The sequence below is a fragment of the Bradyrhizobium sp. CCBAU 51627 genome, from assembly GCF_028128765.1.
GTDB lineage: Bacteria > Pseudomonadota > Alphaproteobacteria > Rhizobiales > Xanthobacteraceae > Bradyrhizobium.
The window spans coordinates 606030-631509 of sequence record NZ_LBJG01000023.1 but is presented as its reverse complement, the minus strand read 5'-3'; the positions used below and the strand labels follow the sequence as shown (position 1 = coordinate 631509).

General features: G+C 63.9%; 20 protein-coding genes. 5 read left to right on the top strand and 15 right to left on the bottom strand.

The annotated features are described in order from the left end of the window. Positions 1-107: 107 nt before the first annotated feature. The 12 genes from XH88_RS14750 to XH88_RS14695 all read right to left on the bottom strand — a co-directional run bounded on the left by XH88_RS14750 (position 108) and on the right by XH88_RS14695 (position 16683). On the bottom strand, positions 108-1193 hold the full coding sequence (locus XH88_RS14750; RefSeq protein ID WP_271669014.1) for a branched-chain amino acid ABC transporter permease: 1086 nt from the start codon (positions 1191-1193) through the stop codon (positions 108-110). Next, on the bottom strand, positions 1190-2200 hold the full coding sequence (locus tag XH88_RS14745; protein WP_271669013.1) for a branched-chain amino acid ABC transporter permease: 1011 nt from the start codon (positions 2198-2200) through the stop codon (positions 1190-1192). The genes XH88_RS14750 and XH88_RS14745 overlap by 4 nt, the downstream gene beginning before the upstream one ends. Next, positions 2197-2919 carry an ABC transporter ATP-binding protein gene (locus XH88_RS14740; RefSeq protein ID WP_271669012.1) on the bottom strand — a complete coding sequence of 241 codons (723 nt, stop codon included), beginning with the start codon at positions 2917-2919 and terminating at the stop codon, positions 2197-2199. The genes XH88_RS14745 and XH88_RS14740 overlap by 4 nt, the downstream gene beginning before the upstream one ends. Beyond that, positions 2916-3692, bottom strand: coding sequence for an ABC transporter ATP-binding protein (locus XH88_RS14735; protein ID WP_271669011.1), 777 nt, complete (start codon positions 3690-3692; stop codon positions 2916-2918). Before XH88_RS14735 ends, XH88_RS14740 begins: the two co-directional genes overlap by 4 nt. 171 nt (positions 3693-3863) lie before the next feature. After that, complete coding sequence (locus tag XH88_RS14730; protein ID WP_271669010.1) at positions 3864-5048, bottom strand: substrate-binding domain-containing protein; 1185 nt, start codon at positions 5046-5048, stop codon at positions 3864-3866. Between the two features lie 111 nt (positions 5049-5159). Beyond that, complete coding sequence (locus XH88_RS14725) at positions 5160-7208, bottom strand: acyl CoA:acetate/3-ketoacid CoA transferase (RefSeq protein WP_271669009.1); 2049 nt, start codon at positions 7206-7208, stop codon at positions 5160-5162. Positions 7209-7316: 108 nt separating this feature from the next. Continuing rightward, complete coding sequence (locus XH88_RS14720) at positions 7317-8627, bottom strand: MFS transporter (protein WP_271669008.1); 1311 nt, start codon at positions 8625-8627, stop codon at positions 7317-7319. 195 nt (positions 8628-8822) lie between these two features. After that, positions 8823-10265, bottom strand: a complete 1443-nt coding sequence (locus tag XH88_RS14715; protein ID WP_271669007.1) for a sigma-54 interaction domain-containing protein — start codon at positions 10263-10265, stop codon at positions 8823-8825. A gap of 223 nt (positions 10266-10488) precedes the next feature. Next, positions 10489-12225 (bottom strand): putative bifunctional diguanylate cyclase/phosphodiesterase, encoded by a 1737-nt coding sequence (locus tag XH88_RS14710; protein ID WP_271669006.1) that lies wholly within the window; start codon positions 12223-12225, stop codon positions 10489-10491. A gap of 261 nt (positions 12226-12486) precedes the next feature. Further along, positions 12487-13452 (bottom strand): sensor histidine kinase, encoded by a 966-nt coding sequence (locus tag XH88_RS14705; RefSeq protein WP_271669005.1) that lies wholly within the window; start codon positions 13450-13452, stop codon positions 12487-12489. Between the two features lie 505 nt (positions 13453-13957). Beyond that, positions 13958-15316 carry a cytochrome P450 gene (locus tag XH88_RS14700; protein WP_271669004.1) on the bottom strand — a complete coding sequence of 453 codons (1359 nt, stop codon included), beginning with the start codon at positions 15314-15316 and terminating at the stop codon, positions 13958-13960. A 131-nt stretch (positions 15317-15447) separates the two neighbouring features. Beyond that, positions 15448-16683, bottom strand: a complete 1236-nt coding sequence (locus XH88_RS14695; protein ID WP_271669003.1) for an LLM class flavin-dependent oxidoreductase — start codon at positions 16681-16683, stop codon at positions 15448-15450. A 255-nt stretch (positions 16684-16938) separates the two neighbouring features. Here XH88_RS14695 and XH88_RS14690 point away from each other — a divergent pair, with 255 nt between their 5' ends. Both XH88_RS14690 and XH88_RS14685 read left to right on the top strand, forming a co-directional pair. After that, on the top strand, positions 16939-18351 hold the full coding sequence (locus XH88_RS14690) for an MFS transporter (protein ID WP_271669002.1): 1413 nt from the start codon (positions 16939-16941) through the stop codon (positions 18349-18351). Between the two features lie 141 nt (positions 18352-18492). Continuing rightward, positions 18493-19647: an extracellular catalytic domain type 1 short-chain-length polyhydroxyalkanoate depolymerase gene (locus tag XH88_RS14685; protein ID WP_271669001.1), complete on the top strand. Its 1155-nt coding sequence runs from the start codon at positions 18493-18495 to the stop codon at positions 19645-19647. Positions 19648-19649: 2 nt separating this feature from the next. Here the strand turns inward: XH88_RS14685 and XH88_RS14680 are convergent, their stop codons facing one another. After that, positions 19650-19952: a hypothetical protein gene (locus XH88_RS14680; RefSeq protein WP_271669000.1), complete on the bottom strand. Its 303-nt coding sequence runs from the start codon at positions 19950-19952 to the stop codon at positions 19650-19652. 129 nt (positions 19953-20081) lie between these two features. Between XH88_RS14680 and XH88_RS14675 the strand changes: the two genes are divergently transcribed. Beyond that, positions 20082-20447: a winged helix-turn-helix transcriptional regulator gene (locus tag XH88_RS14675; protein ID WP_271668999.1), complete on the top strand. Its 366-nt coding sequence runs from the start codon at positions 20082-20084 to the stop codon at positions 20445-20447. A gap of 3 nt (positions 20448-20450) precedes the next feature. Here XH88_RS14675 and XH88_RS14670 read toward each other — a convergent pair whose 3' ends face one another. Continuing rightward, on the bottom strand, positions 20451-21119 hold the full coding sequence (locus tag XH88_RS14670; protein WP_271668998.1) for an MBL fold metallo-hydrolase: 669 nt from the start codon (positions 21117-21119) through the stop codon (positions 20451-20453). Positions 21120-21288: 169 nt separating this feature from the next. Between XH88_RS14670 and XH88_RS14665 the strand changes: the two genes are divergently transcribed. Continuing rightward, positions 21289-22890, top strand: a complete 1602-nt coding sequence (locus tag XH88_RS14665) for an alpha-amylase family glycosyl hydrolase (RefSeq protein ID WP_271668997.1) — start codon at positions 21289-21291, stop codon at positions 22888-22890. 166 nt (positions 22891-23056) lie between these two features. On the opposite strand, the gene XH88_RS14660 is transcribed toward XH88_RS14665, so the two are convergent. Continuing rightward, entirely contained in the window at positions 23057-24754 is a 1698-nt protein-coding gene (locus XH88_RS14660) for an alpha-amylase family protein (RefSeq protein ID WP_271668996.1), read from the bottom strand. Positions 24755-24900: 146 nt separating this feature from the next. On the opposite strand from XH88_RS14660, the gene XH88_RS14655 reads away from it, so the two are divergent. Continuing rightward, positions 24901-25389: an MmcB family DNA repair protein gene (locus tag XH88_RS14655; RefSeq protein WP_271668995.1), complete on the top strand. Its 489-nt coding sequence runs from the start codon at positions 24901-24903 to the stop codon at positions 25387-25389. Positions 25390-25480: the final 91 nt, after the last annotated feature.

Here is a 25480-nt window from a genome sequence, read left to right as displayed (position 1 = left end):
TTACCTAAGCATTAATCCGGTTGCGTAAGCGCATTCGTGTGCAGCGCAGCGCGAATCGTGCAACGATTGTGTCATCACACTCGTTGCGCTGCATCGTTAATCAAAGCTTAATGCGACGTGCCCGCGCCCTTGTCGCCGCCGCCATGGCGCAGCCGTCCGACCACGCCGCTCGGGAAGAAATAGACGCTGGCAATGAACAGCAGCCCGAGCCAGAGCAGCCAGCGGTCGGGGTGAAGCAGCCCCGGGAGCACTGGCAGACCGGCCTCCGACGCGGCCTTGGAGGCGACGCCCATCAGCGATTGCAGATAGTTCTGCGCGAGGATGAAGATGGTGGCGCCGATGATCGCGCCGTAGATCGTCCCCATCCCGCCGATCACGACCATGAGCAGGATGTCGAGCATGATCGAGAAGCTGAGCGAGGTGTCCGGGCCGGCATAGCGCAGCCACAACGCGTTCAGGATGCCGGCGCCGGCGGCGACCAGCGCGGCGAGGCAGTTGGCGTAGGTCAGGTGAAAGACGGTGCGAAAGCCGAGCGCCTCGGCGCGAAAGCGGTTCTCGCGGATCGCCTGCAGCACGCGCCCGAACGGGGAGTTCACCACGCGCAGCAGGACGAGGATCATCAGGGCCGAAATCGCGAACACCAGGTAGAAGGTCAGGATGCGGCCGTTGATCTCGAAGCCGAACAGGTTCTTCGAAATCAGCACCGTGCCGGGCCGCAGCAGCTCGGGGAGCTGGAAGCTGCGCCCGTCTTCGCCGCCGGTCAGCCAAGAGAGTTGCGAGGCCAGCACCTGGAAGGCGGAGGCGACCGCGAGCGTGATCATGGCAAAGAAGATCGCCGCGACCCGCAGCGAGAACAGGCCGATGGCGAGTGCGAGCAGCGCGGCGAGCGGCAGGCCGACCACGATGCCGGTTGCGACCGCGGCCCAGTTCGGGCCCATGCCGTACAGCGCGATCGCGATCGCATAGCTGCCGATGCCGTAGAACATCGTGTGCGCGAACGACACCGTGCCGGTATAGCCGAGCAGCAAATCGTAGGAGGCAACGAGTGCCGCGAACACGCAGATCTTGGCCGCGACGTTCAGCGCCTTTGCGCCGGGAAACAGGAACGGCGTCGCCGCCAGCGCAAGGATGACGACGACGAGAATGAGCGTGAGCACACGGCTGCGCGGCGGGTCGCCTGACAGGATCATCATCGGCTGGTCACCGCATAGAGGCCGCGCGGCCGCCACATCAGAATGGCGACCATCAGCAGGATGTTGGAGACGAGGGCGAGTTTCGGCACCAGGAAGCCACCGTAATTGGCGACCATTGCCACCAGGATCGCGCCGATGAAGCAGCCGCCGATCGACCCCAGCCCGCCGATGATGACGACGACGAAGATCAGCACCGTGAGCTCGTCGCTCATGGAGGCGTGGACCTGCTCGCGATAGAGCGCCCACATCACCCCGCCGAGGCCAGCGAGCGCCGATCCCGCCATGAATACGCCGAGAAACAGTCGGCGGATGCGATAGCCGAGCGCTTCCACCATCTCGCGATTCTCGACGCCGGCGCGGATCAGGAGGCCGAGCTTGGTACGATTGAGCACGAGCTGGATCGCGATGAAAACGGCGAGCCCGATCAGCATCGCCAGCACACGGTATTTGGCGATGGCGACGTCCCCGAGGATGAAGGAGCCTCGGAGCGAGGCCGGCAGCGGCATCGGGATGATCTGCGGTCCCCACAGTGCATAGAGCGTCTGTTCCGCGACGATCAGCCCGCCCGTCGTCATCAGGATCTGTTTCAGGTGCTGGCCGTAAACTGGCAGGATCAGCACGCGCTCGACCATGAGGCCGAGGGCGCCGGAGACAGCCATCGACAGCAGCGCCGCCGGCGCCAGCACCGCGAGATTCACTAGAAGCGAATCTGCCTGCGCGGAGGCCGCAAACGGTGCGAACACGAGCGTTGCGACATAGGCGCCGACGGCGATGAAGGCGCCGTGACCGAAATTCAGCACGTCCATCAGGCCGAATACCAGTGTCAGGCCCGAGGCCATGATGAAGATCATCATGCCCATGGCGAGGCTCGCGGCCGTCAGCGTCAGCCAGGTGCTGGCTGAACCGACCAGCGGGATCATGAGAAGCGCGAGCGCGATCGGCAGCAGGATCGGCGCGATGTCGCGCTTCGGTTTCGGCAGCGGATCCGACGCGGCAAGTTCAGTCACTGATGTGCCTCCAGGCTCAGGCCGAGCAGCCGCTCCTGCAGCGGCACGTCGGCGGCAAGCGCCGCCATCTCGCCGCGATGAACGATGGTGCCGTTATCCATCACCAGCACGCTGTCGCCGAGCTCGCGGGCGGCAAAGAAATTCTGTTCGACCAGCAGGATCGTCGCACCCTTGCGCTTGATCTCCTTCAGGCACTCGATCAGCGCCATGACGATCGCGGGCGCGAGGCCCTTGGTCGGCTCGTCGATCAGCAGCAGCTTTCGCGGCTCGATGATGGCGCGCGCGATGGACAACATTTGTTTTTGTCCACCCGAGAGGCTCCCGGCGCGCGACAGCCAGAACCGGCGCAGCGCCGGGAAGAAGCCGAAGATCCAATCCAGCTGCTTGTCGTCCATCGGCCCGTCGCGCGCCGCGAGAACCAGATTTTCCTTCACGGTGAGATCGGAAAAGACCGCCATGCTTTCCGGCACGTAGCCTACGCCGAGCCTGGCGATGTCGGGCGTGGCGCGGCTCTCGATGCGCTCGCTGCCGAGCGCGATCTCGCCGGAAGAAGCCGGCCACAGGCCCATGATGGTGCGCAGCGTCGTGGTCTTGCCGGCGCCGTTGCGGCCGAGCAGCATCGTGACCTGCCCCTGCGGCACGGCGAGGTCGATGCCCTGGAGGATGTGGTAGCGGCCGATATGGGTGTGCACGCCCGAAAGTTTGAGCAGATCGGTCATGCTGCGCTCTCTGCAGAGTTCTTGGGTGCGACGCCGAGATAGGCTTCCTGCACGATCGGCGAGGCGATCACCTCGGCAGGTACGCCGTCGGCGACGAGCTGGCCGTTATGCAGCACGATGATGCGGTCGGCGAGCGAACGCACCACGTCCATCTTGTGCTCGACCAGCAGGATGATCTTGCTCCTGTCCTGCTTGAGCTGTGCGATGAGATTCAGCACCACCGGCACCTCGTCGATGCTCATGCCGGCGGTCGGCTCGTCGAACATGAACACTTTCGGCTCCAGCGCCATCATCAGCGCGACCTCGAGCTTGCGCTGGTCGCCATGCGACAGCGCGGTCGCGGCGACGCTGCGGCGGCCGCCGAGCGCGACCTGGTCGAGGATGGCGTCAGCGCGGGCGATCAGGTCGCGGCGAACCATCCAGGGCCGCAGCATGTCGTAGTGCGTGCCATCGGCGGCCTGCACCGCGAGGCGGACGTTCTCTTCCACGCTCAGATTTGGAAAGAGATTGGTGAGCTGGAACGCGCGGCCGAGACCGGCACGGGTCCGCAGCGGCGCGGAGTGCTGGGTGATGTCGGTGCCGTTGAACAGGATGCTGCCGCTCGTGGCACGCAGCTGGCCCGAGATCAGGTTGAAATACGTGGTCTTGCCGGCGCCATTCGGCCCGACGATCGCGGTGAGCTCGCCCGGGCGGAACGTGCAGCTGACATTGTTGACCGCGACATGGCCGCCGAAGCGAATGGTGAGATCGCGGGTTTCGAGGGAGAGCGTCATGGACCGTCTAGCAAATGATGAAACGAGATATATCCGCGGCCGGCGGTGCACTCCCTCCCCCGCTTGCGGGGGAGGGCAGGGGAGAAGAGGTGTTTCCGCAGGCGAGAACCGCCAAGGGGTGAGAGCCCTCTCCCGGCCTCTCCCGCAAGCGGGGGAGGTGAAGTAAGGCGCCTACCGCTTGTTGCGGATCGGAACGTCCATGTCCTCGATCTTCAGCTCGCGCACCGGCTCGAGAATGGCCCAGGCGACGTTCGGATCGACCTTGACCTTGAAGTGATACATGCTCTGCAGTGCCTGATGGTCCTCTTTGCGGAACACCATCTTGCCCTTCGGCGTGTCGAACGCCATGCCTTCCATCGCGGTGATCAGTTTTTCGGTGTCGGTCGACTTCGCCTTGGTGACGGCGGTGACGACGGCCATGGCGGCGGCGAAGCCGCCGGCGGTGAAGAAGTCCGGTGGCGACTTGAAGCGCTTCTGGTGCTCGGCGACCAGCCAGTCGTTCACCGGGTTCTTCGGGATGTCATAGTAGTAATAGGTCGCGCCTTCCATGCCGGGCAGGCCCTTATAGGCGGCGAGCGCCGGCAGGATATTGCCTCCGGTGGAGAGCTCGATCCCATAACGCTTCGGATCCATGTCCTGGAGTTTCGCCAGCGGATTGCCGGCGCCGGCCCAGATCACCCAGATCACCTTGCGGCCGGGCTTGTCCTTCAGCGCATCGAACAGGCGCTGGCCGACGGCGGTGAAATCGGTGGTGTTGGTCGGGGCGTATTCCTCGGCGGCGAGGGTCGCGCCGGTCTTGGCCAGCGCTTCCTTGAAGGCGGCGACGCCGTCGCGGCCGAAGGCGTAGTCCTGGGCCAGCGTCGCAACCGTGACGCCCTGCTTGCCGATCGCCACCGCGTTCGAGATCGCGTCCTGCGACGAATTGCGCGCGGTGCGGAAGATGTAGCGATTCCATTTCTCGCCGGTAATCTGGTCCGCGACTGCGGGCTCGACGATCAGGATCTTCTTGTTCTCCTCGGCAACGGGGAGAATGGCGAGTGCTGCGGCCGATGAGGTCGTGCCGATGGCGATGTCGGCCTTGTCGTCCTGATAGGCTTCCGCGAGCGCAGCCTTCGACAGGTCCGGCTTGCCCTGGTCGTCCTTGGTGATGATGACGATCTTGCGACCGTCGAGCGTCATCGTGCCCTTGGTGGCGTATTCGAAGCCCATCTGCAGGCCGGTCTCGGTCTGCTTGGCATAGGCTTCGAGCGGACCGGTCTTGCCGTAGATCAGCGCGACCTTGAGGTCGTCCGCCCGTGCGGAGGCGCTCGCGGCAAGGGCGAGGATGGTTGTTGTTATGATGAATGATCGACGCAAGATGGTCCCTCCTGATTTAAAGTTTCTCGGCAATAGCGAATCGCACAACAGTACTAACATTGCAATTCAACCTTCCGGTTGACGGTATCGGTAGACGAGCATGCATCATCTTTAGGCCTGCCGAGCAGTGGGCGCCTCGCGGGACACCGGAGCAGCACCCGCGCCCTCGACCTGACGCCAGTCGGACTGCGCCTCGTCCGCGCTCTCGAAAATATGCGGCGCGACACCGCGGCGCTCCAGCGCCTCGCCGAGCTTGATGCGCAGGAAGCCCGACGTGGTGTAGCGCGACACGCCGACATAGAACCGGTCGACCAGGCTGCGGACCATGGCCGAATAGTCGTCCAGCAGCTCGGGTAGAATCGAGAAGTTGTCATAATTGACGATGGCGTAAACCTTGCGGCCGAGCGGGGTGAGCCGCGCCGCGACAATCCGCGCGATCTCGTCGATCTCGGCCTTGCTGCGCAGGGGATAGCGTTCCAGGTTGACGAAGAACAGGTTCTGCTGCTCGTCGAGGGTGAAGCGCTGGTCGAGCGGAATGGTCAGCAGCCGTTCGCGCAGGTCCATGGGACCGTTGCGGAAGATGCGCGCATCCATCAGCGCCGGATCGCGCGGGATCAGCGGCTTGAAATCCATCAGGCGCAGGATGTCGCGTTCGATGTCGATGCCGGGCGCGACTTCCGTGAGCTCGAGCCCGTCGGGCCGCAACATGAAGATGCAGCGCTCGGTGACATAGAGCACGCGCTGTCCGCGCGCGGCGGCGAAGGGCCCGCTGAAGGTCACGTGCTCGACATGATCGACGAATTTGCGGGATTTCGCCTCCTCGAGAATGGACAGCTTGCCGTCGCTGACCGCGATCCGCTGCTTGCCCGCGGCAAAGGTGCCGACGAACACCACCTCCTTGGCATTCTGGCTGATGTTGATGAAGCCGCCGGCGCCGGCAAGCTTCGGCCCGAACTTGCTGACATTGAGGTTGCCGGCGCGATCGACCTGCGCGAGCCCGAGGAAGGCGGCATCGAGACCGCCACCGTCGTAGAAGTCGAACTGATAGGGCTGGTCGATCACGGCCTGGGTGTTGATGGCCGCGCCGAAATCGATGCCGCTCGCGGGGATGCCGCCGATCACCCCGGGTTCAGCCGTCAGCGTGATCAGGTCGATGATCCGCTCCTCGTTGGCGACGGAGGCGATGCCCTCGGGCATTCCGATGCCGAGATTGACGACGCTGTTGGCCTTGAGTTCGAAGGCTCCGCGGCGGGCGATGATCTTGCGCTCGCTCATCGGCATTTCGGGAAGCGAGGCCGCACGCACCCGGATCTCGCTCGCATAGGCGGGATTGTATTGCGTGCCGAACGTCTGCCAGTGGTGCTCGGGTTTTGCGATGACGACGCAATCGACGAGAATGCCGGGAATCTTGACCTGGCGCGGATTGAGGCTGCCGCTCTCGGCAACGCGCTCGACCTGGGCGATGACGATGCCGCCGGAATTGTGCGCGGCCATGGCAATCGCAAGCGCTTCCAGCGTCAGCGCCTCCTTCTCCATGGTGAGGTTGCCGTCAGGATCGCCTGTCGTGGCGCGGATGATCCCGACATTGATCGGGAACGTCCGATACAGCAGGCAGTCCTCGCCGCGCAGCGTGATCAGCTCCACCATGTCCTCGGTGGTGCGCGCATTCAGCTTGCCGCCGCCGTGCCGCGGATCGACGAAAGTGCCCATGCCGACGCGGGTGATATGGCCCGGCCGGTGTGCCGCGATGTCGCGGAACAGATGCGTGATCACGCCCTGCGGCAGATTGTAGGCCTCGATCTGATTCGCGATCGCCAGCTGCTGCAGCTTGGGCGCCAGGCCCCAGTGCCCGCCGATGACGCGGCGGACCAGGCCTTCATGCGCGAAATGGTTGAGGCCGCGATGCTTGCCGTCGCCCTGGCCCGCGGCATAGACCAGCGTCAGGTTGCGCGGCTTGCCCTGCGTGTACGGTGCATCACCCTCATGGGACAGATAGAGCTCCTCCAGGGCGATCGCGATCTCCTCGGCAAAGCCGATGCCGACGAAGCCGCCGGTCGCGACCGTGTCGCCGTCGCGGATCAGCATGACGGCCTCGGCCGCCGTGACGACCTTTCCTTTCTCCGAGTTCGGCAAATAGGGCAACGCGGGATGCTGGCTCACGGCATTCCTCCCGATCTCTTTCGATCGCACGCGATCGTTCTTGCTTTGAATGAAGTCTAGCGCGCGGGGCGACCTTGGAACAGGTCGCTCCGCGGCAAGAGCCAATTTTCAGGACTGAACTATCTTGCGTGTTTCGGTGGCGAAGTAGACCGACACCACCGTGATCAGGGCCAGCGCGATCATGTAGAGCGAGATCGGCCAGGTTGCCGGCGCATAGGCCGTCATCAGCCCCGTCGCGATCAACGGCGACAATGCGCCGGCAAAGATCGAGGCGAGGTTGTAACCGAGCGAGACGCCGCTATAGCGCACCTTGGTGCCGAACAGCTCCGACAGGAAGCTCGCCTGCGGGCCGTACATTGCGGCATGCCCGACGGCAAGGCCCAGTACGATCGCGATCCAGGCGAGTTGCGGGTTCTTGGTCGACAGCAGCATGAACAGCGGGAACGACATCAGTGCGGAAAACACCGCGCCGAAGATGTAGATCGGCCGCCGCCCGATCCGGTCCGACAGCGCGCCGAAGGCGGGGATGGTGAAGGTCTCGATCGCGGCCGCGATCAAGACGCCGTTCAGCATGTCCTGCTTGTTCATGCCGAGCGATTGCGTGGCATAGGCGAGCACGAATGTCGCGTAGATGTAGAAGAAGCCGTTCTCCGCAAAGCGCGCGCCCATCGCGAGCAGGATGTTCTTGGGATACATCCTGATCGCCTCGAGGATCGGCATCTTCACGTCCTGCTTGGTGTCCTTGACCTTCTGGAACTCAGGCGATTCGGCGATGGTGAAGCGGATCCACAGGCCGACCAGCACCAGCGCGATCGAGAACAGGAACGGGATGCGCCAGCCCCAGGCATAGAGCTGGGCATCCGTCAGCAGCGCCGAGACCACCGAGAACACCAGCGTGCCGAGGACGAGGCCGAGCGGCGCGCCGAGCTGCGGCCAGCTGCCATAAAATCCCTTCTTGTCGGCCGGTGCGTGCTCGACCGCCATCAGCACCGCGCCGCCCCATTCGCCGCCCAGGCCAAAGCCCTGGACCAGGCGGCAGGCGACGAGCAGGATCGCAGCGCCGATGCCGGCGGTCTCGTAGGTCGGCAGGAAGCCGATCGCGGCGGTCGCCGCCCCCATGATCAGCAGCGTCAGATACAGCATGGTCTTGCGGCCGATCTTGTCGCCGTAATGGCCGAATACGACCCCGCCGAGCGGGCGCGCGATGAAGCCGAGCGCATAGGTCGCGAACGCCAGCAGCGTGCCCATCATCGGGTCGAAGGTCGGAAAGAACAGCTTGTTGAAGATCAGCGCCGCGGCGGTGCCGTAGAGGAAGAAATCGTACCACTCGATGGCGGTGCCGATCAGGCTCGCGGTGGCGACCGTGACGTGCGAGGGCTGTCTCGCCTGAAGTTGATGGACTGAGATCGCGTCACTCATCTTGCGTCCTCCCTGGTTGCGAATGCGCATGTGCAGCATGCGTCATTGTGCAAAGCGAAGAGCAAGGTCCGCGCCAGATGCCATGGCCCTGTGCAAAGTGGCTGAAAAGCCGGCAATTTCTACGCCTGGCCGACGAACGCGGCCCTCCGCAACCTGTCCGGATTCCGAGACTCCAGACAGAATGAGTCTCGAAACTCAGACGGCGGCCGGTCCGGCGGCGAGGCCGAATTTGGCGAGCTTCTTGTAGAAGGTCGCGCGCGAGATGCGCAGCATCTTGGCGGCTTCGGAGATCTGGCCGTTGCTGGCGGCGAGCGCCTGCTCGAGCGTGTGCTTCTCGAACTCCGCCTCGGCTTCGGCATAAGGCACCACGATGCCGGCCGCCCGCAGCGTCGAAGCCGGCCTCGCATCCGTGCCGACGGGGAGGATGCGGGTGAAGTCGTCGCTGGTGAGCCGTCCGGAATCGCTCAGGATCAGCGCGCGCTCCAGGACGTTGCGAAGCTCGCGGACATTGCCCGGCCAGTCGTAGCGGGCGAGCGCCGACAGCGCGCTCGGCGTGATCTTGGCGCTGACATAGTCGCCGGTGGCGCTGATGTCCTCGAGCAGCCGGGCGCTGATCTCGGGGAGATCGTCGAGGCAGTCGCGCAGCGGCGGCAGGTCGATCGAGAGCACGTTGAGGCGGTAATAGAGGTCGGGCCGGAACGCACCGTCGCTGACGCGCTTGCGCAGATCGACATTGGTGGCGGCGACCACGCGCACATCGACCTTCGAGATCTTGTCCGATCCGAGCGGCTCGATCTCGCGCTCCTGCAACACCCGGAGCAGCTTGGCCTGCAATTGCAGCGGCATCTCGCCGATCTCGTCGAGGAACAGCGTGCCGCCGTCCGCGACCCGGAACTTCCCCTCGCGGCCCTTGCGATCGGCGCCGGTATAGGCGCCGGGCGCGGTGCCGAAAAACTCCGATTCGATCAGTGTGTCGGGAATAGCCGCGACGTTGACGCTGACGAACGGCTTCTCGGCGCGGGATGAGGCATTGTGGATGGCCTGCGCCAGCATCTCCTTGCCCGTACCCGTCTCGCCGGTGAGCAGGACGGTGACGTTCTGCCGGGCGGCGCGGCCCGCGAGCTCCTTGGCCTGCACGATCCCTGAGGTCTTGCCGACGAAGTCGGCAAAGGTGAAGCGCGCCGCGCGGGCGTTCGACAATTGCCGCCGTGCCAGCCGCAGATCGTTTTCGAGCTGAGTGACGCGGGCGAGCAGCGGCTTCAGGCCTTCGAGGCGATCGTAAAGCACGAAACCGATCGCGCCGATGACATTCCCCTTCTCGTCCTCGATCGGCATGCGGGTGACGACGAGCTGTTGGCCACCGAGCTCCATGATGTCGAGGATGATCGGTTCGCCAGTCTCCACGACCCTGCGCATCAGGCTGTTGGGGATGACCTCCTCGATCGGGCGGCCGAGCGCCTCGGATTCATGCGAGAGGCCGATCGCGGTGACGTATTTTTCGTTGACATAGACCACCCGTCCGCTGCGATCGATCGCGATGGCGCCCTCGCAGAGATGCTCCAGCCGCTCGAACAGCGTCTCCATGGCGCGTGCGCGGATATAGGCGGGATCGCTGACGACGGAGCTGGGGGTGGACATGGCGCGCCTCGGGGAGGTCCGCCTGTGTATTACCAAAAGGGCAGCAATTTCAAAGGAGGAAATGGACCGGGGGGACTGAGGCCGCTCCCACTCCTGTCATGCCCGGCTTGACCGGGGCATCCGGTACGCCGCGGCCTATCGATTCAATCATAACCGTCCCGGCGTACAGGGTCGCCAGGTCAAGCCGGGCGACGACATCGAGATGGTCCCGCCGCTGCCGGCCTTATCGCCGGTACCCGCTCGCCCGGGAATAGCCCTGACGGTTCTGCTGCATCGGGCGGGCGGATACGCTGCCGCGAGACTCGCTCGAGGCGGGGGTGGCGAGCTTCAGCTCCTCCAGGAAGATGGGCCGCGCGAAATAATAGCCCTGCGCGTAACGGATCTTGGTCGCGGCCTGGAGGTAGGCGAGCTCCTCGAAGGATTCGAGACCTTCGGCGATCACGGTCATGCCGAGGGCTTCGCTCAGGGATTCGATTGCGCGCAGGATGCCCTGGCTGCGCGGACGTTTGTGGATGTCGGTGATGAAGGAGCGGTCGATCTTGATCTCGTCGGCGGTGATGTCGGCGAGCGCCGAGAGCGAGGAATAGCCGATGCCGAAATCGTCGATGGAGATGCCGACACCGAGTTTGCGGAACATCGGCAGGATCTCGGCCTGGAAGTGATTCTTGGCGACGAAGGCGTCTTCCGTCACCTCGATCATGAAGCGCTGTGGAAAGCCGGTGTCCTCCAGTGCTTGCGCAAAACTGCGCATGAATTCGGGGTTTCCGGCCTGCTTGGCGGCGACGTTGATGCTGATGGTCGCGTCCGCGCCGAACGAGGCGTTGATCGGGTCGATCGATTTGACGATCTCGGCGAGCACCAGGTGCGTGAGCTCGTCGATCAGCCCGAGCTCGCTGGCAAGATCGATGAACGAGCCGGGCGCCTGGATCACGCCTTCGTCGTCGCGCAGACGCACCAAGGCCTCGATGCCCTTCACGGCTTGTGTGCGGATGTCGACCTTGGATTGGAACGCACAGCAAAAGCGCTTCTCGAGAATGGCGAGCCGCAGCGATTGCTCGATCTTCATCCGCGCCAGCGCTTCGCGCTCCATGCTGGAATTGAAGAACGTTGCCGAACCCTTGCCGTCGTTCTTGATGCGGTACATCGCGATGTCGGCATTCTGGCGCAGTGTCTCGAAGCTGCGGCCGTGATCGGGATAGAGGCTGATGCCGACCGAGGTCGAGGCGAACACCTCCGAATGATCGATGAAGAACGGGGCGGTCAGCCGTTCCAGCATCGATTGCATGAATTCGGCGACCTCCTCCTGGCTCTGGACCGGCGAGAGCAGCAGCAGGAACTCGTCGCCGGAAATGCGCGACAGCATGTCGGAATCGCGCAAGTCGCGCCCGAGCCGCTTCGATAGCTCCACCAGCAGCGCATCGCCCACGGCGTGGCCGTAATAATCGTTGATGTGCTTGAAATTGTCGACGTCGAGAAAGGCCAGCGCGAAACGATCGCCAGCCTGCTCGCGCGCCAAGAGGCTGTTGGCGCGATGCTCGATCACGCGCCGCGAGGGCAGGCCGGTCAGCTCGTCGAAATAGGCCGAACGGAACAGCTGGTCCTCAAAATTCTTCTGCTCGGTGATGTCGGAGGAGGCCGAGATCAACAGCTCGCGTCCGGCGAGGCGGACGGGGCGATGGGTGGTCAACAGCACCTGGCGTGCGGCGCCGTCGTGGAGCGCTTCCTCGGAGGTGACAGGTTGACCGGACCTCAGTGCCTGCTGGCAAGCCTCGCGGCGCGACGCGAGATCGGGCGAGGGACGGCTGCCGTCCATGCCGAGCTGGGAGGCCGCGACATCGTTAACCAGCAGAAGCTTGCCTTGCGCATCCTGCACGGTCAGGCCGGCAGGCAGCATTCTAACGATTTCCTTGAGAAATCCGAGTTCGGCTTCGCTCGCGCCGTTATATGCGTTGTCGTTCATAGAAGTCATGAATCTTGTTGTTTCAGCGCGCCTTTGCAATGGGCGCGATCATGCGCAGTTCCCTCTTAGGTTTGGTTAAGGGGTCCGCAGAAATACGGGTGTGTTTTGCGAGAAACTTGCGACGACGTGAGGCGCGCCATCCATCGTCATTAACAGGAGGTCAACGCTGCTTGCGAAACTGCGGGCGTAGCGCGCGGTTCGCAAGCGGGAGAGGGAGCATACCTCCTACATCGCGACGCTTGAACCTAGTCGCACTGAGTTCTACTCGCCCTTGGGGATGCGACATTGCATGATGCAATGCAGCCCGGTCTTCAAATAGGAGACCTCGGTCTTGCCGTCGAAGGCGGACAGTGCCGATTTCAGCAGCTTGGTGCCGAAACCGGGCGCTGAGATTTCGCCAATGGTCGGTCCCTCGGTTTCGTCCCACGTGATGGTCAGGCGATCATCGCTGACGGTCCATGACACCTGCAACAAGCCGCGCGGCGAGGAGAACGCGCCGTATTTGCCGGCATTGGTGGCGAGTTCGTGAAACATCAAGGACAGTGTGACCGCCAGCTTCGGCGGCAGGAACACCCGCTCGCCGTTGAGGGTGAAGCGGACATGGCCGTAGGGGCCGAGCTCGGAGATCAGGAGGTCGCGGATGTCGCAGCCGGCCTTGTCGATCCGGGAGATCAGGTCGTCGGTTGCGGCCAGCGATCGCAGCCGCGGGTCGATCCGGGCCCAGACCTGCGGCTCGTCGTGCAGCACCTGGTGCAGTACGGCGTGCACGGTCGACAGCTTGTTCTTCAGCCGGTGCTGCAGCTCGTCGACCAGAACCTTGCGATAGTCCTCCTCCTCGATCAGGCGCCTGGATATCCGTCGCTGCTCGGCCAGCATTGTGCGGTAGTGCTCGACACCCCAAATGGTGAGCGCCGAAACGCCCCAATAGAGTGCCAGCAGCGCGAACCGCGCGTGGTCGACGGAGGCATCGCTGAAGTTCACGATGACGCCGAGCACGCCGCCGACCAGTGCCGTCACCACGCCGATCCGGGGACCTCCGAAGGCGGCCGCAAAAAACACGGCCGGAAAGTACGGCGTAAAGTAGACGTCGGGGCGCACATGCGCGAGTGCCCAGCGGGCCAGGGTCGAAACCAGCAGGCAGGCCACCGCAAACGCAATGCTCAGGCCGAACGATGGCGGCGCTACGCCCTGCCAGCCCTTGCGGAATTCGTCGATCAGCTTCCTCATGCGCAGCCTGGTGACGATATGCGTTCGAAAATCGAGTGGCGGTCGAGGATGTTACGCATCTCGCAGGCGCAAGCATAGCTGGCCTTATCAGGAGCCGGCAGAAATAGCGATCGCGGTACCGGCTGTCGCGGCGGCGTCATCGATCGGCGTCCGCCATTGGCATCAAGTGGTTCGAAAAGAGGAACATTCCATCAGCAGGCTTGCGGTGATCACGGGCGCGACGAGGGGGATTGGGTGCGCATAACGGAAGTCTTCGTTGCCGAAGGTGCCAAAATTGTGATCGCGGGGCGCCGCAACTGGAGCCAGCAGCTATAGGGCTTGAGCGCCTTGTGCTCGGCGTTCGATCAAGGAGCGTAGCGGGTTCAGAGCAGGTCCGTAGGGTGGGCAAAGGCGCGCTCTTGGCGCGCCGTGCCCACCAATTGCATCGAGAGAAAGATTGGGCACGGCGCTCTGCGCCTTAGCCCAACCTACGAAGCTCGCGCTTCGCGCGTCCGGGACACGATAATCACACCGCCTTCATCCGCACCCTCAATCCATCCTTCGGCTTCGGGATCGGCCACATCTGCCAGTCCGGCTTGTAGCCCTCTTGCAGCGACACCTCGATATTCTGCAGGAAGTGCCGCGCAAAGCACTTGGCCTGCATGTAGGCGAAGTGCAGGCCGAGGCACATATGCGCGCCGCCGCCGAACGGGACCCAGGCGAAGCGATGCCGATTGCGCTGGGCTTCCTCGCTGAAGCGCAAGGGATCGAACTGGTCCGGCTCCGGCCAGATGTCCTTCATGTGGTGCGTGTAGAGCGGATTGACGCCGACCGAGGTACCGGCCGGAATATCGTATCCCCTGAAGGTGAAGTCGCGTACCGCGCGGCGTGGCATGGACGGCACCGGCGGCTTGATCCGCAGCGCCTCCTTGAAGGCCATCTCCGTCAGCGGCAGCTTGTCGAGATCGTCGAAGCTCGTCGGCGCATCGGCCGAAAGGCCAAGCGCAAAAACTTCCTCGCGCAGCGTCTGCTGCCAGTCCGGGTGCGCCGCAAGCTCGCCGACGAAGGAGGTCAGCGACGAAGTCAGCGTGTCGTGCGCGGCCATCATCAGGAAGCTCATGTGGTCGATGATGTCCTGGTCGGACAAGAGCGCGCCATCCTCATGGGTGGCGCGGCAGAGATGTGAAAACAGATCATCGCCGCCGTGATTGCCGCGTCGCAACGGAATCTGCTCGCGGAAGTAGGCGATGATACGTTTGCGTCCCTTCACCCCTCGCGCCATCTGAGTGCCGGGCAGGGGGCGGCGGATCGGGGCGACCGCAGCCGCCACCATATCGACGAAGGCGCGGTTGATCTCGTCGACCTCGGGTCCGATATCGGCGCCGAGAAAGGACGTCGCGGCGAGATCGAGCGTGAGCTGCTTCATCGCCGGATAAAGCTGCAATTCGCCGGGATTCGCCTTCCACTGCGCAACACGGGCGGAGATGCCGCGGTCGAGATTGTCGAGATAGGATTTCATCGGCCCGGACTTGAACGCGACCGACAGCGCCTTGCGATGCAGCCGGTGCTCGTCGAAATCGAGCAGCATCAAACCGCGCGGAAACAGCCGTCCCAGCACCGGGTTCCAGCCGTGCTCGGACGAAAACTGCTTCTGCTGATCGAACATCACGAGCTCGTTGGCCTCGGGCCCGAGCAGCACGATGCTGGTCTCGCCGAATACGTGGGTGCGATAGACCGGTCCGTATTTCCGCCCGTTCGCCTCGATATGGCCTTTTGGATCGGCCAGCACCTGGAGCGTCTTGCCGATGATCGGCCAGCCCTCATCTCCCGGAATGTGCTTCAACTGATTGCGCTTGGGTGGGGTCGGCCCGGCCTGCATCGACATGAGTTGCTCCGCTTGGTTTGCCGACGATGCCGCGGACGGCGGTACGGCTTGAGCAGACATCGTCAGCATAGCACAGGCCGGGCGCGATCCTGCGGCGGATTTCGCCGCTCCAGCGGCCGGCAGACCTGGCCCTACCGCTTCGCCGCTTCCTTCTGCAGATCCGGCGCGTTGACGGCGGGAATCGCGACACGGCCGGGGCCGGTCACCTTCAGCGCCTCGGCCGCTTTCTCGTTCTCCATGATCTTGGCCATCACGGCCTGGCCCGCACGCTCGAAGATCGCGCGGTTCTCGATCACGAATTTCTGCGACCTGCGCAGGCCGTCGATGTAGCCGTTGATCTCGGGCACGACGTAGCGCGCCACCATGTCCCAGCTCCGGCGCGTCGCTTCCGGATTGGCCCAGTCGTGGACGAAACCGATGATGGCCCCGACGCCGCCGGAGACCTCCATGACGTTCTTGATGGTTTTGACGAGATCGTCGGGCGTGCCGATGGTGGACGCAGCGCCTTCGACGAACGCGGTCTTGTCGACGGCCTCGTCCGGCGAGGAGAATGCAGTCAGGCCCGGCCGCTGCAGCGTGCCGACATTATATTCGTTGTGCCAGCGCATCAGCCCGGCGCCGGCTTCCTTGCGGGCCTGCTCGCGGCCCTCGGCGATGTGGAAGGTCAAAAGCACGCGCCAGTCGGCGCGGCTGACCGTGGTGCCGTGCTTCCTGGCGGCGTCCTCGGCGAACTGCCATTGCTGTTGCAGCGACATCAGGCCCTGCGTCGTCATCGAGCCCAGTGAGATGATGCCGATGCCGTATTTGCCGGCGAGCGTCATGCCCGATGGCGAGATCTGCGAGGCCACCACGAATGGCATCTGCTCCTGCAACGGCAGGATCTGCAGCGCCGCGTCATTCATGGTGAACCAGTCGCTCTTTGCGGTGACACGCTCGCCGTTGAAGAGGCGGCGGATCACGCCGATCGCCTCGTCCTGGCGGTCGCGCTGCGTCATCGGGTCGATGCCGAGCGTGTGCGCGTCGGAGGCGAGCGCGCCCGGACCGGAACCGAAGATGGCGCGGCCACCGGTCATGTGGTCGAGCTGCACCATGCGCTGGGCGACGTTGAAGGGATGGTGATAGGGCAGCGACACCACGCCGGTGCCGAGCCTGATCCGCTTGGTGCGCTCGCCGGCCGCGGCCAGGAACATCTCGGGCGAGGCGATCATCTCCCAGCCGGAGGAATGATGCTCGCCGCACCAGAACTCGTCATAGCCGAGCGCGTCGAGCTGCTCGACCAGGTCGAGATCGCGCCGGAACTGGAGCATCGGATGCTCCCCGATCGGGTGATGCGGGGCAAGGAAGGCTCCGAATTTCAGGCGCGCCATGGCGTTCTCTCCGGCTGTCATTTTCTGTTTGTTGAGATGGCGAGGCTACGTGCTGGTCGACGCGAACGCAATCGCGCGATGTCCCGCACGGTGGAATGCAGGCATGCGCGGAGACGAGGCGAGGTGCTTCGTCTTCCTCTCCCCGTTCTTACGGGGGAGAGGTGAGAGGCGCCCGAAACCTACCTCCGAGGTAATCGCGCCGGCGCGCGCGGCCTGAAATCATCGGGGACACGATTGTCCGGGGATCGCGCGCCAATGCACCAGATCGTCACAAAGCCTGTCGATTCGACCCGCCGCTGGTGGGTGCTGGCGATCGTCGTCGCCGCGCAGTTCATGTTCGGCGTCGATGCGTTTGTGGTCAACGTCGCCATTCCCACCATTGCGGTCGAGCTGAAGGCCACGCCCGCGCAGATCGAATCCGTCATCGCGATCTACCTGATCGCGTATGCGACCCTGGTCGTCACCGGCGGCCGCCTGGGTGACATCCACGGCACGAAGAACGTGTTTCTCGCCGGCGTAGTCGGATTCACCGTGACCTCGCTCTGGTGCGGCCTCGCACAATCCGGAATGGAGCTGATTGTCGCGCGGCTGGCACAGGGCGCGACCGCGGCGCTGATGGTGCCGCAGGTGCTGGCGACGCTGCATCTGCTTTTCACGGACGAATCGCGCAGCCGCGCCTTCGGCATCTACGGCATCGTGCTCGGGCTTGCGGGCGCCGCGGGCTTCCTGCTCGGTGGTCTCCTCGTCACGATCGACCTGGCCCACACCGGCTGGCGCGCGGTGTTCTTCGTCAACGTGCCCTGTGGCTTCGTCATTGCGATCGCCGCCTGGCGCATCATGCCGAGGGTGCCGCGGCGATCAGGCACCAGGCTGGACATCAAAGGCAGCGTCGTCCTGTTCGCCGGGTTGTTGTGCCTGATCGGCCCGCTGCTGTTCGGTCATGATCTCGGCTGGACGCCGTGGTTGTGGGCCGCGATGGGAAGCGGCGGCGCGATCCTGTTCGCGTTGCTGCGGCTCGAGCACGCGGTGGCGCGCGCCGGCGGCATGCCGCTGATCGATCTGACGCTGCTCTCCGATGCCGCGTTCCTGCGCGGGCTCGGCGCCACCTTGTTCTTCTTCCTCGCCAATCTCTCGTTCTATCTGGTAATGACGCTGTTCATGCAGCGCGGCTTGAAGATTGCCCCGCTCGCCGCGGGGCTTGCCTTCATTCCGCTCGCGCTGGCTTTCGTCGTGGCCTCGCGCCACAGCAGCGCCCGCGCGAAGCATCGCGGCACCAAGGTGTTGATCGAAGGTTGCGCGCTGCAGATCGCAGGCCTCGCCGCGCTTGCGCTGGTCGCATTTGACATCGATGCGCCGAGGCCGGTCATGCTCGCGCTCATCATGATCGTCTTCGGCTATGGCCAGGGGCTGGTGATGGCGCCGCTGTCGGGGGCGGTGCTCTCCACTGTGAGGCCTGCCGCGGCCGGTTCTGCCTCTGGCATGTATGGCACCGTTGCGCAGATCGGAAATGCGGCCGGAGTGGCCGCAATCGGCGCGGTGTTCTTCGCGATCGAAACGCTGCAATCAGCGCGCGCAGCTTTTCTCGCTTCGCTTGCGCTGTTTGCGGCGTTAATCATGGTCTGCGTCGCATTTCTGTCGTGGATGCGCCGCGCCGCTGCACCAAGTTGAGGCAGTGCGGTTAATTCATGCGGATTTCTGCGTGGATTCTGCGTGATTCCGCACGACCGGCAGCACACGGTCTTTTCATTTTGCACTGCAGCAACTATCTGGTCTGGGTAAACGTTGAACGTCGCCCACCAGGAATTTGCCGTGTCGCTTGCCCGTAATGTCGACCTCTTGAGACGTCTGCCAAGGCTGGACCCAAGGCTGGGCGGCCTGCGCCTGCCCGATTTTGGCGCGAGCGCGGGCGCCTCCAGTCCGCTGCAGGAAGTTACTGATTTCGGCGACAATCCCGGAGCCTTGCGCATGTTCGCGTTCGTGCCGGCGCAATTGCAGACGCCGCACGCCCTCGTCGTCGTGCTGCATGGCTGCGGCCAGACCGCAGCGGCTTACGACCTCGGCGCGGGCTGGTCGACGCTGGCGCGTCACTACGGCTTTGCGCTTGTCATGCCCGAGCAGCAGCGCATCAACAACGCCAACACCTGCTTCAACTGGTTCAATCCCGAGGACACCGCGCGCGACAGCGGGGAGGCGCGATCGATCCGCGAGATGATCGCGCATATGGCCGAGGCGCATCGCATCGATCCCAGCCGTGTCTTCATCACCGGCCTCTCCGCCGGCGGCGGCATGACCTCGGTGATGCTCGCGACGTATCCTGAGGTGTTCGCGGCGGGTGCGGTGATTGCCGGATTGCCCTACGGCATCGCCTCGAACCTGCGTGAAGCGCTGGACGGCATGTTCCATTCCCCTGAACGACCCGAGCGCGAGCTCGGTGATCTCGTGCGGCGGGCCTCGAGCCATCGCGGGCCATGGCCCAAGATTTCGGTGTGGCACGGCAGCGCCGATCGCACCGTCAATCCCGGCAACGCCAACGAAATCGTCAAGCAGTGGCTTGATCTGCACGATCTGCCGGCGACACCGATGGCCGAGACCAATGTCGATGGCTATCCGCGGCAGGCCTGGTGGAACAGGGACGGCGAGACGCTGGTCGAGTCCTACGCCATTACAGGCATGGCCCACGGCACGCCGCTCGGGCTTGCCGACAACGACCAGCGCTACGGCGTCGAAGGCGCGTTCCTGATCGAGGCCGGCATCTCCTCGTCCTATCACATCGCAAAGTTCTTCGGCCTCACGGGATGGATCCATGATGCGAAGAAGCCGGCGCGCTCGCCCGCGCCGCACCTTGCCCGCTCGATCCGTACGAAGGTCGCCGAAGAGAAGGCCGCGCCGAAACGCGAGCCTCGCAGCTTCGATCTCGGCCAGATCATCACCCGCGCGCTGACCGCCGCGGGCTTGATGAAGTAGGATCAAGCGGTCGCGTCGATCATCTCGATCGGCGTCGCCGTGACTTCACCGCCGGAGACTTGCCGCGTCATCGCAGAATAGTGCTTGAAGAAGTCGCGTGATCGCAGCGTCTTCTGCGCATCCTCGTCGGCGACGCTGGCGAGGTGGAAATAGTTGTTGTCGTCGCGGTTCTTCAGGACGCGATAGCCGATCCGTCCCTTCAGCTCCGGATCGGCGTCGATCGCGTTGATGAAGCGGCCGACCTCGCGGTGCCATTCTTCCGTGGTGCCGTTCTTGAATTGATACTTGATCATGAAGTGCTTCATGTGACGCTCCCTGTTCGTCATGTGCACCATCATCTGCGGCTTGTGCGCCATCCTGCAAGTATGGACAAAATTGATAGTATGGACTTCCGCTGTTGCACGTATCTTCGTCGCGCACATGGAGGAGACGGCATGGCAAAAGCTTCCACACGAGCCTGCCCGGTCGCGGCCTTCCAGAAAATGATCAGCGGCAAGTACAAGCTGCGCATCGTCTGGGACTTGAAGCATGGTCCGCGCCGCTATGGCGAGATCCGCAGTGGCCTGCTGCGCGGCGCGACCGGCAGCGCCGAGATCACCCCGCGCGTGCTCAGCCGAGAGTTGAAGGCACTGACCGCGAGCGGTCTGATCGATCGCAAGGATTTCGTCGAGGTGCCGCCCAAGGTCGAGCATCGCCGAACCCGCAAGGGCAAGAGCTTTGTGCCTGTGATCGCGGCGATCCGGGAATGGGGCGAGCGTAACCTGAGCGAGACGGCGGTGCTCGCGGACGCCGCCGAGTGAACCCTACATCTCGCCGGTGATGAACGGGTTGGTCATCCGCTCCTGGCCGATGCTCGAGCCGGCACCGTGGCCGCAGATGAAGCCGACATCGTCGCCGAGCGGCAACAGCTTGGTCTTGATCGAGTTGATCAGCGTGGCGTGGCTGCCGCCGGGCAGGTCGGTGCGCCCGACCGAGCCCGCGAACAGCACGTCGCCGACATGGGCAAAACGCAGATCCCCGTTGAAGAACACCACGCTGCCCGGCGAGTGGCCGGGGCAGTGCAGGATGTCGAAGCTCAGCGCGCCGATCGACACGCTGTCGCCTTCCTCGAGCCAGCGGTCCGGCTCGAAATTGCGCACGCCGGTCATGCCGAAGCGCGCGCCGCTTTCCACGACGTTGTCGAGCAGGAATTTGTCGGCGACATGCGGACCCTCGATCGGCACCTTCAGCGCGTCGCGCAAATCGGCCGCGCCGCCGACGTGATCGATATGGCCGTGGGTCAGCCAGATCTTCTCCACGGTGACGCCGGTCTTCTTGATCGCTTCCAGGATCTTCGGCACGTCGCCGCCGGGGTCGATCACCACGGCCTTCTTGCCGGGTTCGTCCCAGATGATGGTGCAGTTCTGCTCGAACAGCGTCACGGGGACGATGATCGCGCCGGCCTTGGCTTTCGTGTCATTTTGCTCGGTCATGGCGCCACATTGCCGATTTTTGCCATGTCGCCAAGCAAAAGATTCGGCGCCGGGCCCGGAACAGCCGCCCCTCCGGTCACACCGCAGTCCCAATTGGCACGCCAATTTGAACCGGGGCGTGGCTGTGGCGTTCTCTCGCGCAGGGCAGATGATTGGTGGGACCTCCGGCATGGCTCAGAGCGGCGACAATTGGTGGCGCGACGGAATCTTCTATCAGGTCTATCCGCGCTCCTTTCAGGACAGCGATGGTGACGGCGTCGGCGATCTCGCCGGCATCTTGCGACGACTGCCTTACGTGAGGTCGCTGGGCGTCGACGCGATCTGGCTGTCGCCGATCTTTCCCTCGCCAATGGCCGATTTCGGCTACGACATCTCCGACTATACCGGCATCGATCCGTCGTTCGGCACGATGGCGGATTTCGATGGGCTGCTTGCCGCAGCACATGAGGCCGGCTTGAAGCTGATCCTCGATCTCGTGCCGAACCACACCTCCGATCAGCATCCATGGTTCATCGAGAGCCGCTCTTCGCGCGACAACCCCAAGCGCGACTGGTACATCTGGCGCGATCCCGCGGCGGGTGGCGGGGTGCCCAACAACTGGCTGTCCGAATTTGGCGGCAGCGCGTGGGCTTTCGACGAGACCACGGGCCAGTACTATTATCACGCCTTTCTCGCCCAGCAGCCGGACCTCAACTGGCGCAATCCGCAAGTCCGCGCCGCGATCTACGACGTGATGCGGTTCTGGCTGGAAAAGGGCGTCGACGGCTTTCGCGTCGACGTGATCTGGCACCTGGTCAAGGACGCCGAATTCCGCGACAATCCGCCCAATCCGCATTACGTCGAGGGCCGGCCGCCAAACGAAAGGATCCTGACCCAATACTCCACCGACCAGCCTGAGGTGCATGATGTCATCGCCGAGATGCGGCGCGTGACGGATGCTTATTCAGCGCGCGTTCTGATCGGCGAGATCTATCTGCCGCTGCATCGTCTGGTGGCCTATTACGGCAACGACCTCACCGGTGCACAGATGCCGTTCAATTTCGCGTTGCTGTCGACCTTCTGGAGCGCGCGCTCGATCGAGAAGATCGTTGAAGAGTACGAGAAGGCGCTCCCCAGGGGCGCCTGGCCGAACTGGGTGCTCGGCAATCACGACCGTCCGCGCGTGGCGAGTCGCGTCGGGCCGGAACAGGCACGCGTCGCCGCCATGCTGTTGCTGACTTTGCGCGGCACGCCGACGCTCTATTACGGCGACGAGATCGGCATGCATCAGCTCGCGATCGCGCCGGAGGATGTCCGCGATCCCTTCGAGAAGAACGTGCCCGGCATCGGCGTCGGCCGGGACGGTTGCCGTACGCCGATGCAATGGGATTGCTCCGAATTCTCCGGCTTCTCGGAGGCGAGGCCCTGGCTGCCGCTGCCCGAGGATCACGTCCATGAGAATGTGGTCAACCTCGAATCCGACACGCGCTCGATTCTCAGCCTCTACAAGCGCCTGATCGCGTTGCGGAGGAGTTCACCGCCGCTGGTCGCCGGCGATTATCATCCGATCGCCGCGCAAGGTGATCTCCTGATCTATCGCCGCGAGGCCGAGGCCAGGGCGGTCATCGTCGCCCTGAATCTCGGCCCCGAGCCGATCGCGGTGACGACCAGCGCGATCAAGTTCGGCAGCGAGATATTGCTGTCGACATTTCTGGATCGTGAGGGCGAACGGCTGGAAGGCGTGCTTGATCTGCGCGGGAATGAAGGGGTGATCGTCCGGCCGCCGGCTTAACCATCGCTTTCGCCGGGACAAAGGCGGCAGAGATGGTCAGCGCTTTCTCCCCGTCATTGCGAGCGCAGCGAAGCAATCCAGAATCTTTTCGCGCCGGCAGTCTGGATTGCTTCGCTGCGCTCGCAATGACGATCGTTGAAGCAGCGGAACAAACGGCGAAGCGACATCACCCCGGATGCTTGTTGCCCGCGCCAGTCTCATCCACATCGCTCCGCTTCAGCAGATAATCGAGCCCGCCGACGCGATACCAGCGATAGCCATACGGCTCCAGCACGACGCGGTGCTGGCCGCGCTTGTCGGCGTGGCTGTGGTCCTCCGCGAGCAGATTGATCAGGTGTTTGCCGGCTTCGCCCGGCAGCCCCGCCGAGAACGCGATCTCGCGCGGCTTCTCGTTGAGGTTATGCATGAACAGCACGGAATTGTTGCGCCAGTCATAGCGGATGATGAATACGGCAGGATCGCGGGTCGGGATCACCGTGAAATCGCCCCAGCCGACCTCCGGCACCTCCTTGCGCATGCGGATGATGCGTTCGGTCCAGTTCAGCATGGAGTTGGGATCGCGCCGCTGCTTGGCGACGTTGACGTGCGGATAGCCGTAAGGCCCCTTGTCGATGACGGGCATCGCCGGCCTGTCGTTCTTGGTGAAGCCGCCATGCGGCTCTGTCGACCACTGCATCGGCGTCCGTGCGCAGTTGCGTTCGGGCAGCGAGAGATCATCGCCCATCGCGATCTCGTCGCCATAGCGGATCACGGGCGTTCCCGGCAGCGTGCACATCAGGCTGTAGGCGAGCTCGAGCCGCCTGCGGTCGCCGCCCAGCATCGGTGCAAGCCGGCGGCGGATGCCGCGGTCATAGAGCTGCATGTTCTTGTCGGGACCGAAGCATTTGAACACAGTGTCGCGCTGGCCCTCGGTCAGGCGCCCAAGATCCAGCTCGTCGTGATTGCGCAGGAACAGGCCCCATTGCGCCGAGGCCGGCCGCGGCTTGGTCGCTTTCAGCGCCTTCGCCAAGGGGCGCGAGTCGCTCGATGCCAGCGCATAGAACAGATGCTGGTTGACCTGGAAGTTGAACATCATGTGCATGCGGTCGGCATCGCGGCCGAAATAGTCGAGGTCGGTTTCGGGCAGCACGTTGGCTTCGGCCAGGATGATGGCGTCGCCCTCCCGCCATTGCAGGAATTCGCGGAAGATGCGCAGCATGTCGTATTGCTCGACGGGCTTTCTCACCTTCGCGCCCTTGGCGGCGATCACGAATGGAACGGCGTCCATCCGGAAGCCTGATACGCCGAGCTGGATCCAGAAGCCCATGATCTTCAGGATCTCCGCCTGTACAAGCGGATTCGACGTGTTGAGATCGGGCTGGAAGTCGTAGAAGCGGTGGAAGTACCAGGCACCTGCTTCCTTGTCGCGGGTCCAGGTCGATTTCTGCACGCCGGGAAACACCATGCCCTTGTTGGCGCCTGCGGGCTTCTTGTCGGACCAGACATACCAGTCGCGATAGGGTGAGTTCTTGTCGCGACGCGCCTCCTTGAACCAGTGATGCTGGTCCGAGGTGTGATTGACGACGAGGTCGATGATGACGCGGATGCCGCGCTGTTTGCAGCCATGGGTGAACTCGACGAAATCGCCGAGCGTGCCGTAACGGGAATCGACGCTGTAGTAATCGGCGACGTCATAACCGTCGTCGCGGCCCGGCGAGGTCTGGAACGGCATCAGCCAGATCGTGGTGATGCCGAGACCATGCAGATAATCGAGCCGGCGTTGCAGTCCCTTGAAATCGCCGATGCCGTCGCCGTTGGCATCCATATAGGTGCCGACCGACAGGCAATAGATGATGGCGTTCTTGTACCAGAGATCGTCGATCATGCTCCGCAGCCTCGATGCTCCCGCCGAGGGTAGCGGCGGCTGCGTGATAAGTGATTGGGGAAGGGGAGGTTCCGCATTCCGCCGTCGTCCTGGGTCCTGGCCTTCGCCGGGACGACAGCGGGGGTGGAATCGGCTAATCTCCACCCATGGATAACCACGCCCGCATTACCCTCGTTCCGCCCCCCGACCGCCGCCAATCGGAAACGGCGCTCGCGGTCGCGCGCGGCACGGCGCGGCTGTTACGTTCGCTCGGTTTCTCCTGCATCAGCGAATTGCCGCTGCCGTCAGGCCGGCGCGCCGATCTCGTGGCGTTGAACGAGCGCGGCGAAATCTGGATCGTCGAGATCAAATCATCGGTGGAAGATCTGCGCGCCGACCAGAAATGGCACGAATACCGCGCCCACTGCGACCGGCTGTTCTTCGCCTTCACGCAGGATCTGCCGTGCGAGATCTTTCCTGAAGGTACCGGCCTGATCATCGCCGACGCCTATGGCGCGCACATGCATTGCGAAGCGCCCGAGCACAAGCTGGCAGCCGCCACGCGCAAGCAGATAACGGTGTGGTTCGGCATGGCGGCGGCCTTGCGGATCAACCGCCTGGTCGATCCGCAAGGGCACGCGGATTTCTGGGAGTGATTGTTTCGTGTCCCGGACGCGCTGCAGCGTGAAAACGCTGCTGCGCAGAACCGGGACCCACAAGGCCGCACGGTTTGCTGATAGATGGGCC

Coding starts and splice junctions, on each gene's coding strand:
- XH88_RS14735 (WP_271669011.1), bottom strand. CDS start 3,692: ATGACGCTCTCCCTCGAAACCCGCGATCTCACCATTCGCTTCGGCGGC.
- XH88_RS14660 (WP_271668996.1), bottom strand. CDS start 24,754: ATGATCGACGATCTCTGGTACAAGAACGCCATCATCTATTGCCTGTCG.
- XH88_RS14750 (WP_271669014.1), bottom strand. CDS start 1,193: ATGATGATCCTGTCAGGCGACCCGCCGCGCAGCCGTGTGCTCACGCTC.
- XH88_RS14720 (WP_271669008.1), bottom strand. CDS start 8,627: ATGAGTGACGCGATCTCAGTCCATCAACTTCAGGCGAGACAGCCCTCG.
- XH88_RS14665 (WP_271668997.1), top strand. CDS start 21,289: ATGGCTCAGAGCGGCGACAATTGGTGGCGCGACGGAATCTTCTATCAG.
- XH88_RS14670 (WP_271668998.1), bottom strand. CDS start 21,119: ATGACCGAGCAAAATGACACGAAAGCCAAGGCCGGCGCGATCATCGTC.
- XH88_RS14740 (WP_271669012.1), bottom strand. CDS start 2,919: ATGACCGATCTGCTCAAACTTTCGGGCGTGCACACCCATATCGGCCGC.
- XH88_RS14705 (WP_271669005.1), bottom strand. CDS start 13,452: ATGAGGAAGCTGATCGACGAATTCCGCAAGGGCTGGCAGGGCGTAGCG.
- XH88_RS14700 (WP_271669004.1), bottom strand. CDS start 15,316: ATGTCGATGCAGGCCGGGCCGACCCCACCCAAGCGCAATCAGTTGAAG.
- XH88_RS14715 (WP_271669007.1), bottom strand. CDS start 10,265: ATGTCCACCCCCAGCTCCGTCGTCAGCGATCCCGCCTATATCCGCGCA.
- XH88_RS14695 (WP_271669003.1), bottom strand. CDS start 16,683: ATGGCGCGCCTGAAATTCGGAGCCTTCCTTGCCCCGCATCACCCGATC.
- XH88_RS14675 (WP_271668999.1), top strand. CDS start 20,082: ATGGCAAAAGCTTCCACACGAGCCTGCCCGGTCGCGGCCTTCCAGAAA.
- XH88_RS14655 (WP_271668995.1), top strand. CDS start 24,901: ATGGATAACCACGCCCGCATTACCCTCGTTCCGCCCCCCGACCGCCGC.
- XH88_RS14710 (WP_271669006.1), bottom strand. CDS start 12,225: ATGAACGACAACGCATATAACGGCGCGAGCGAAGCCGAACTCGGATTT.
- XH88_RS14680 (WP_271669000.1), bottom strand. CDS start 19,952: ATGAAGCACTTCATGATCAAGTATCAATTCAAGAACGGCACCACGGAA.
- XH88_RS14690 (WP_271669002.1), top strand. CDS start 16,939: ATGCACCAGATCGTCACAAAGCCTGTCGATTCGACCCGCCGCTGGTGG.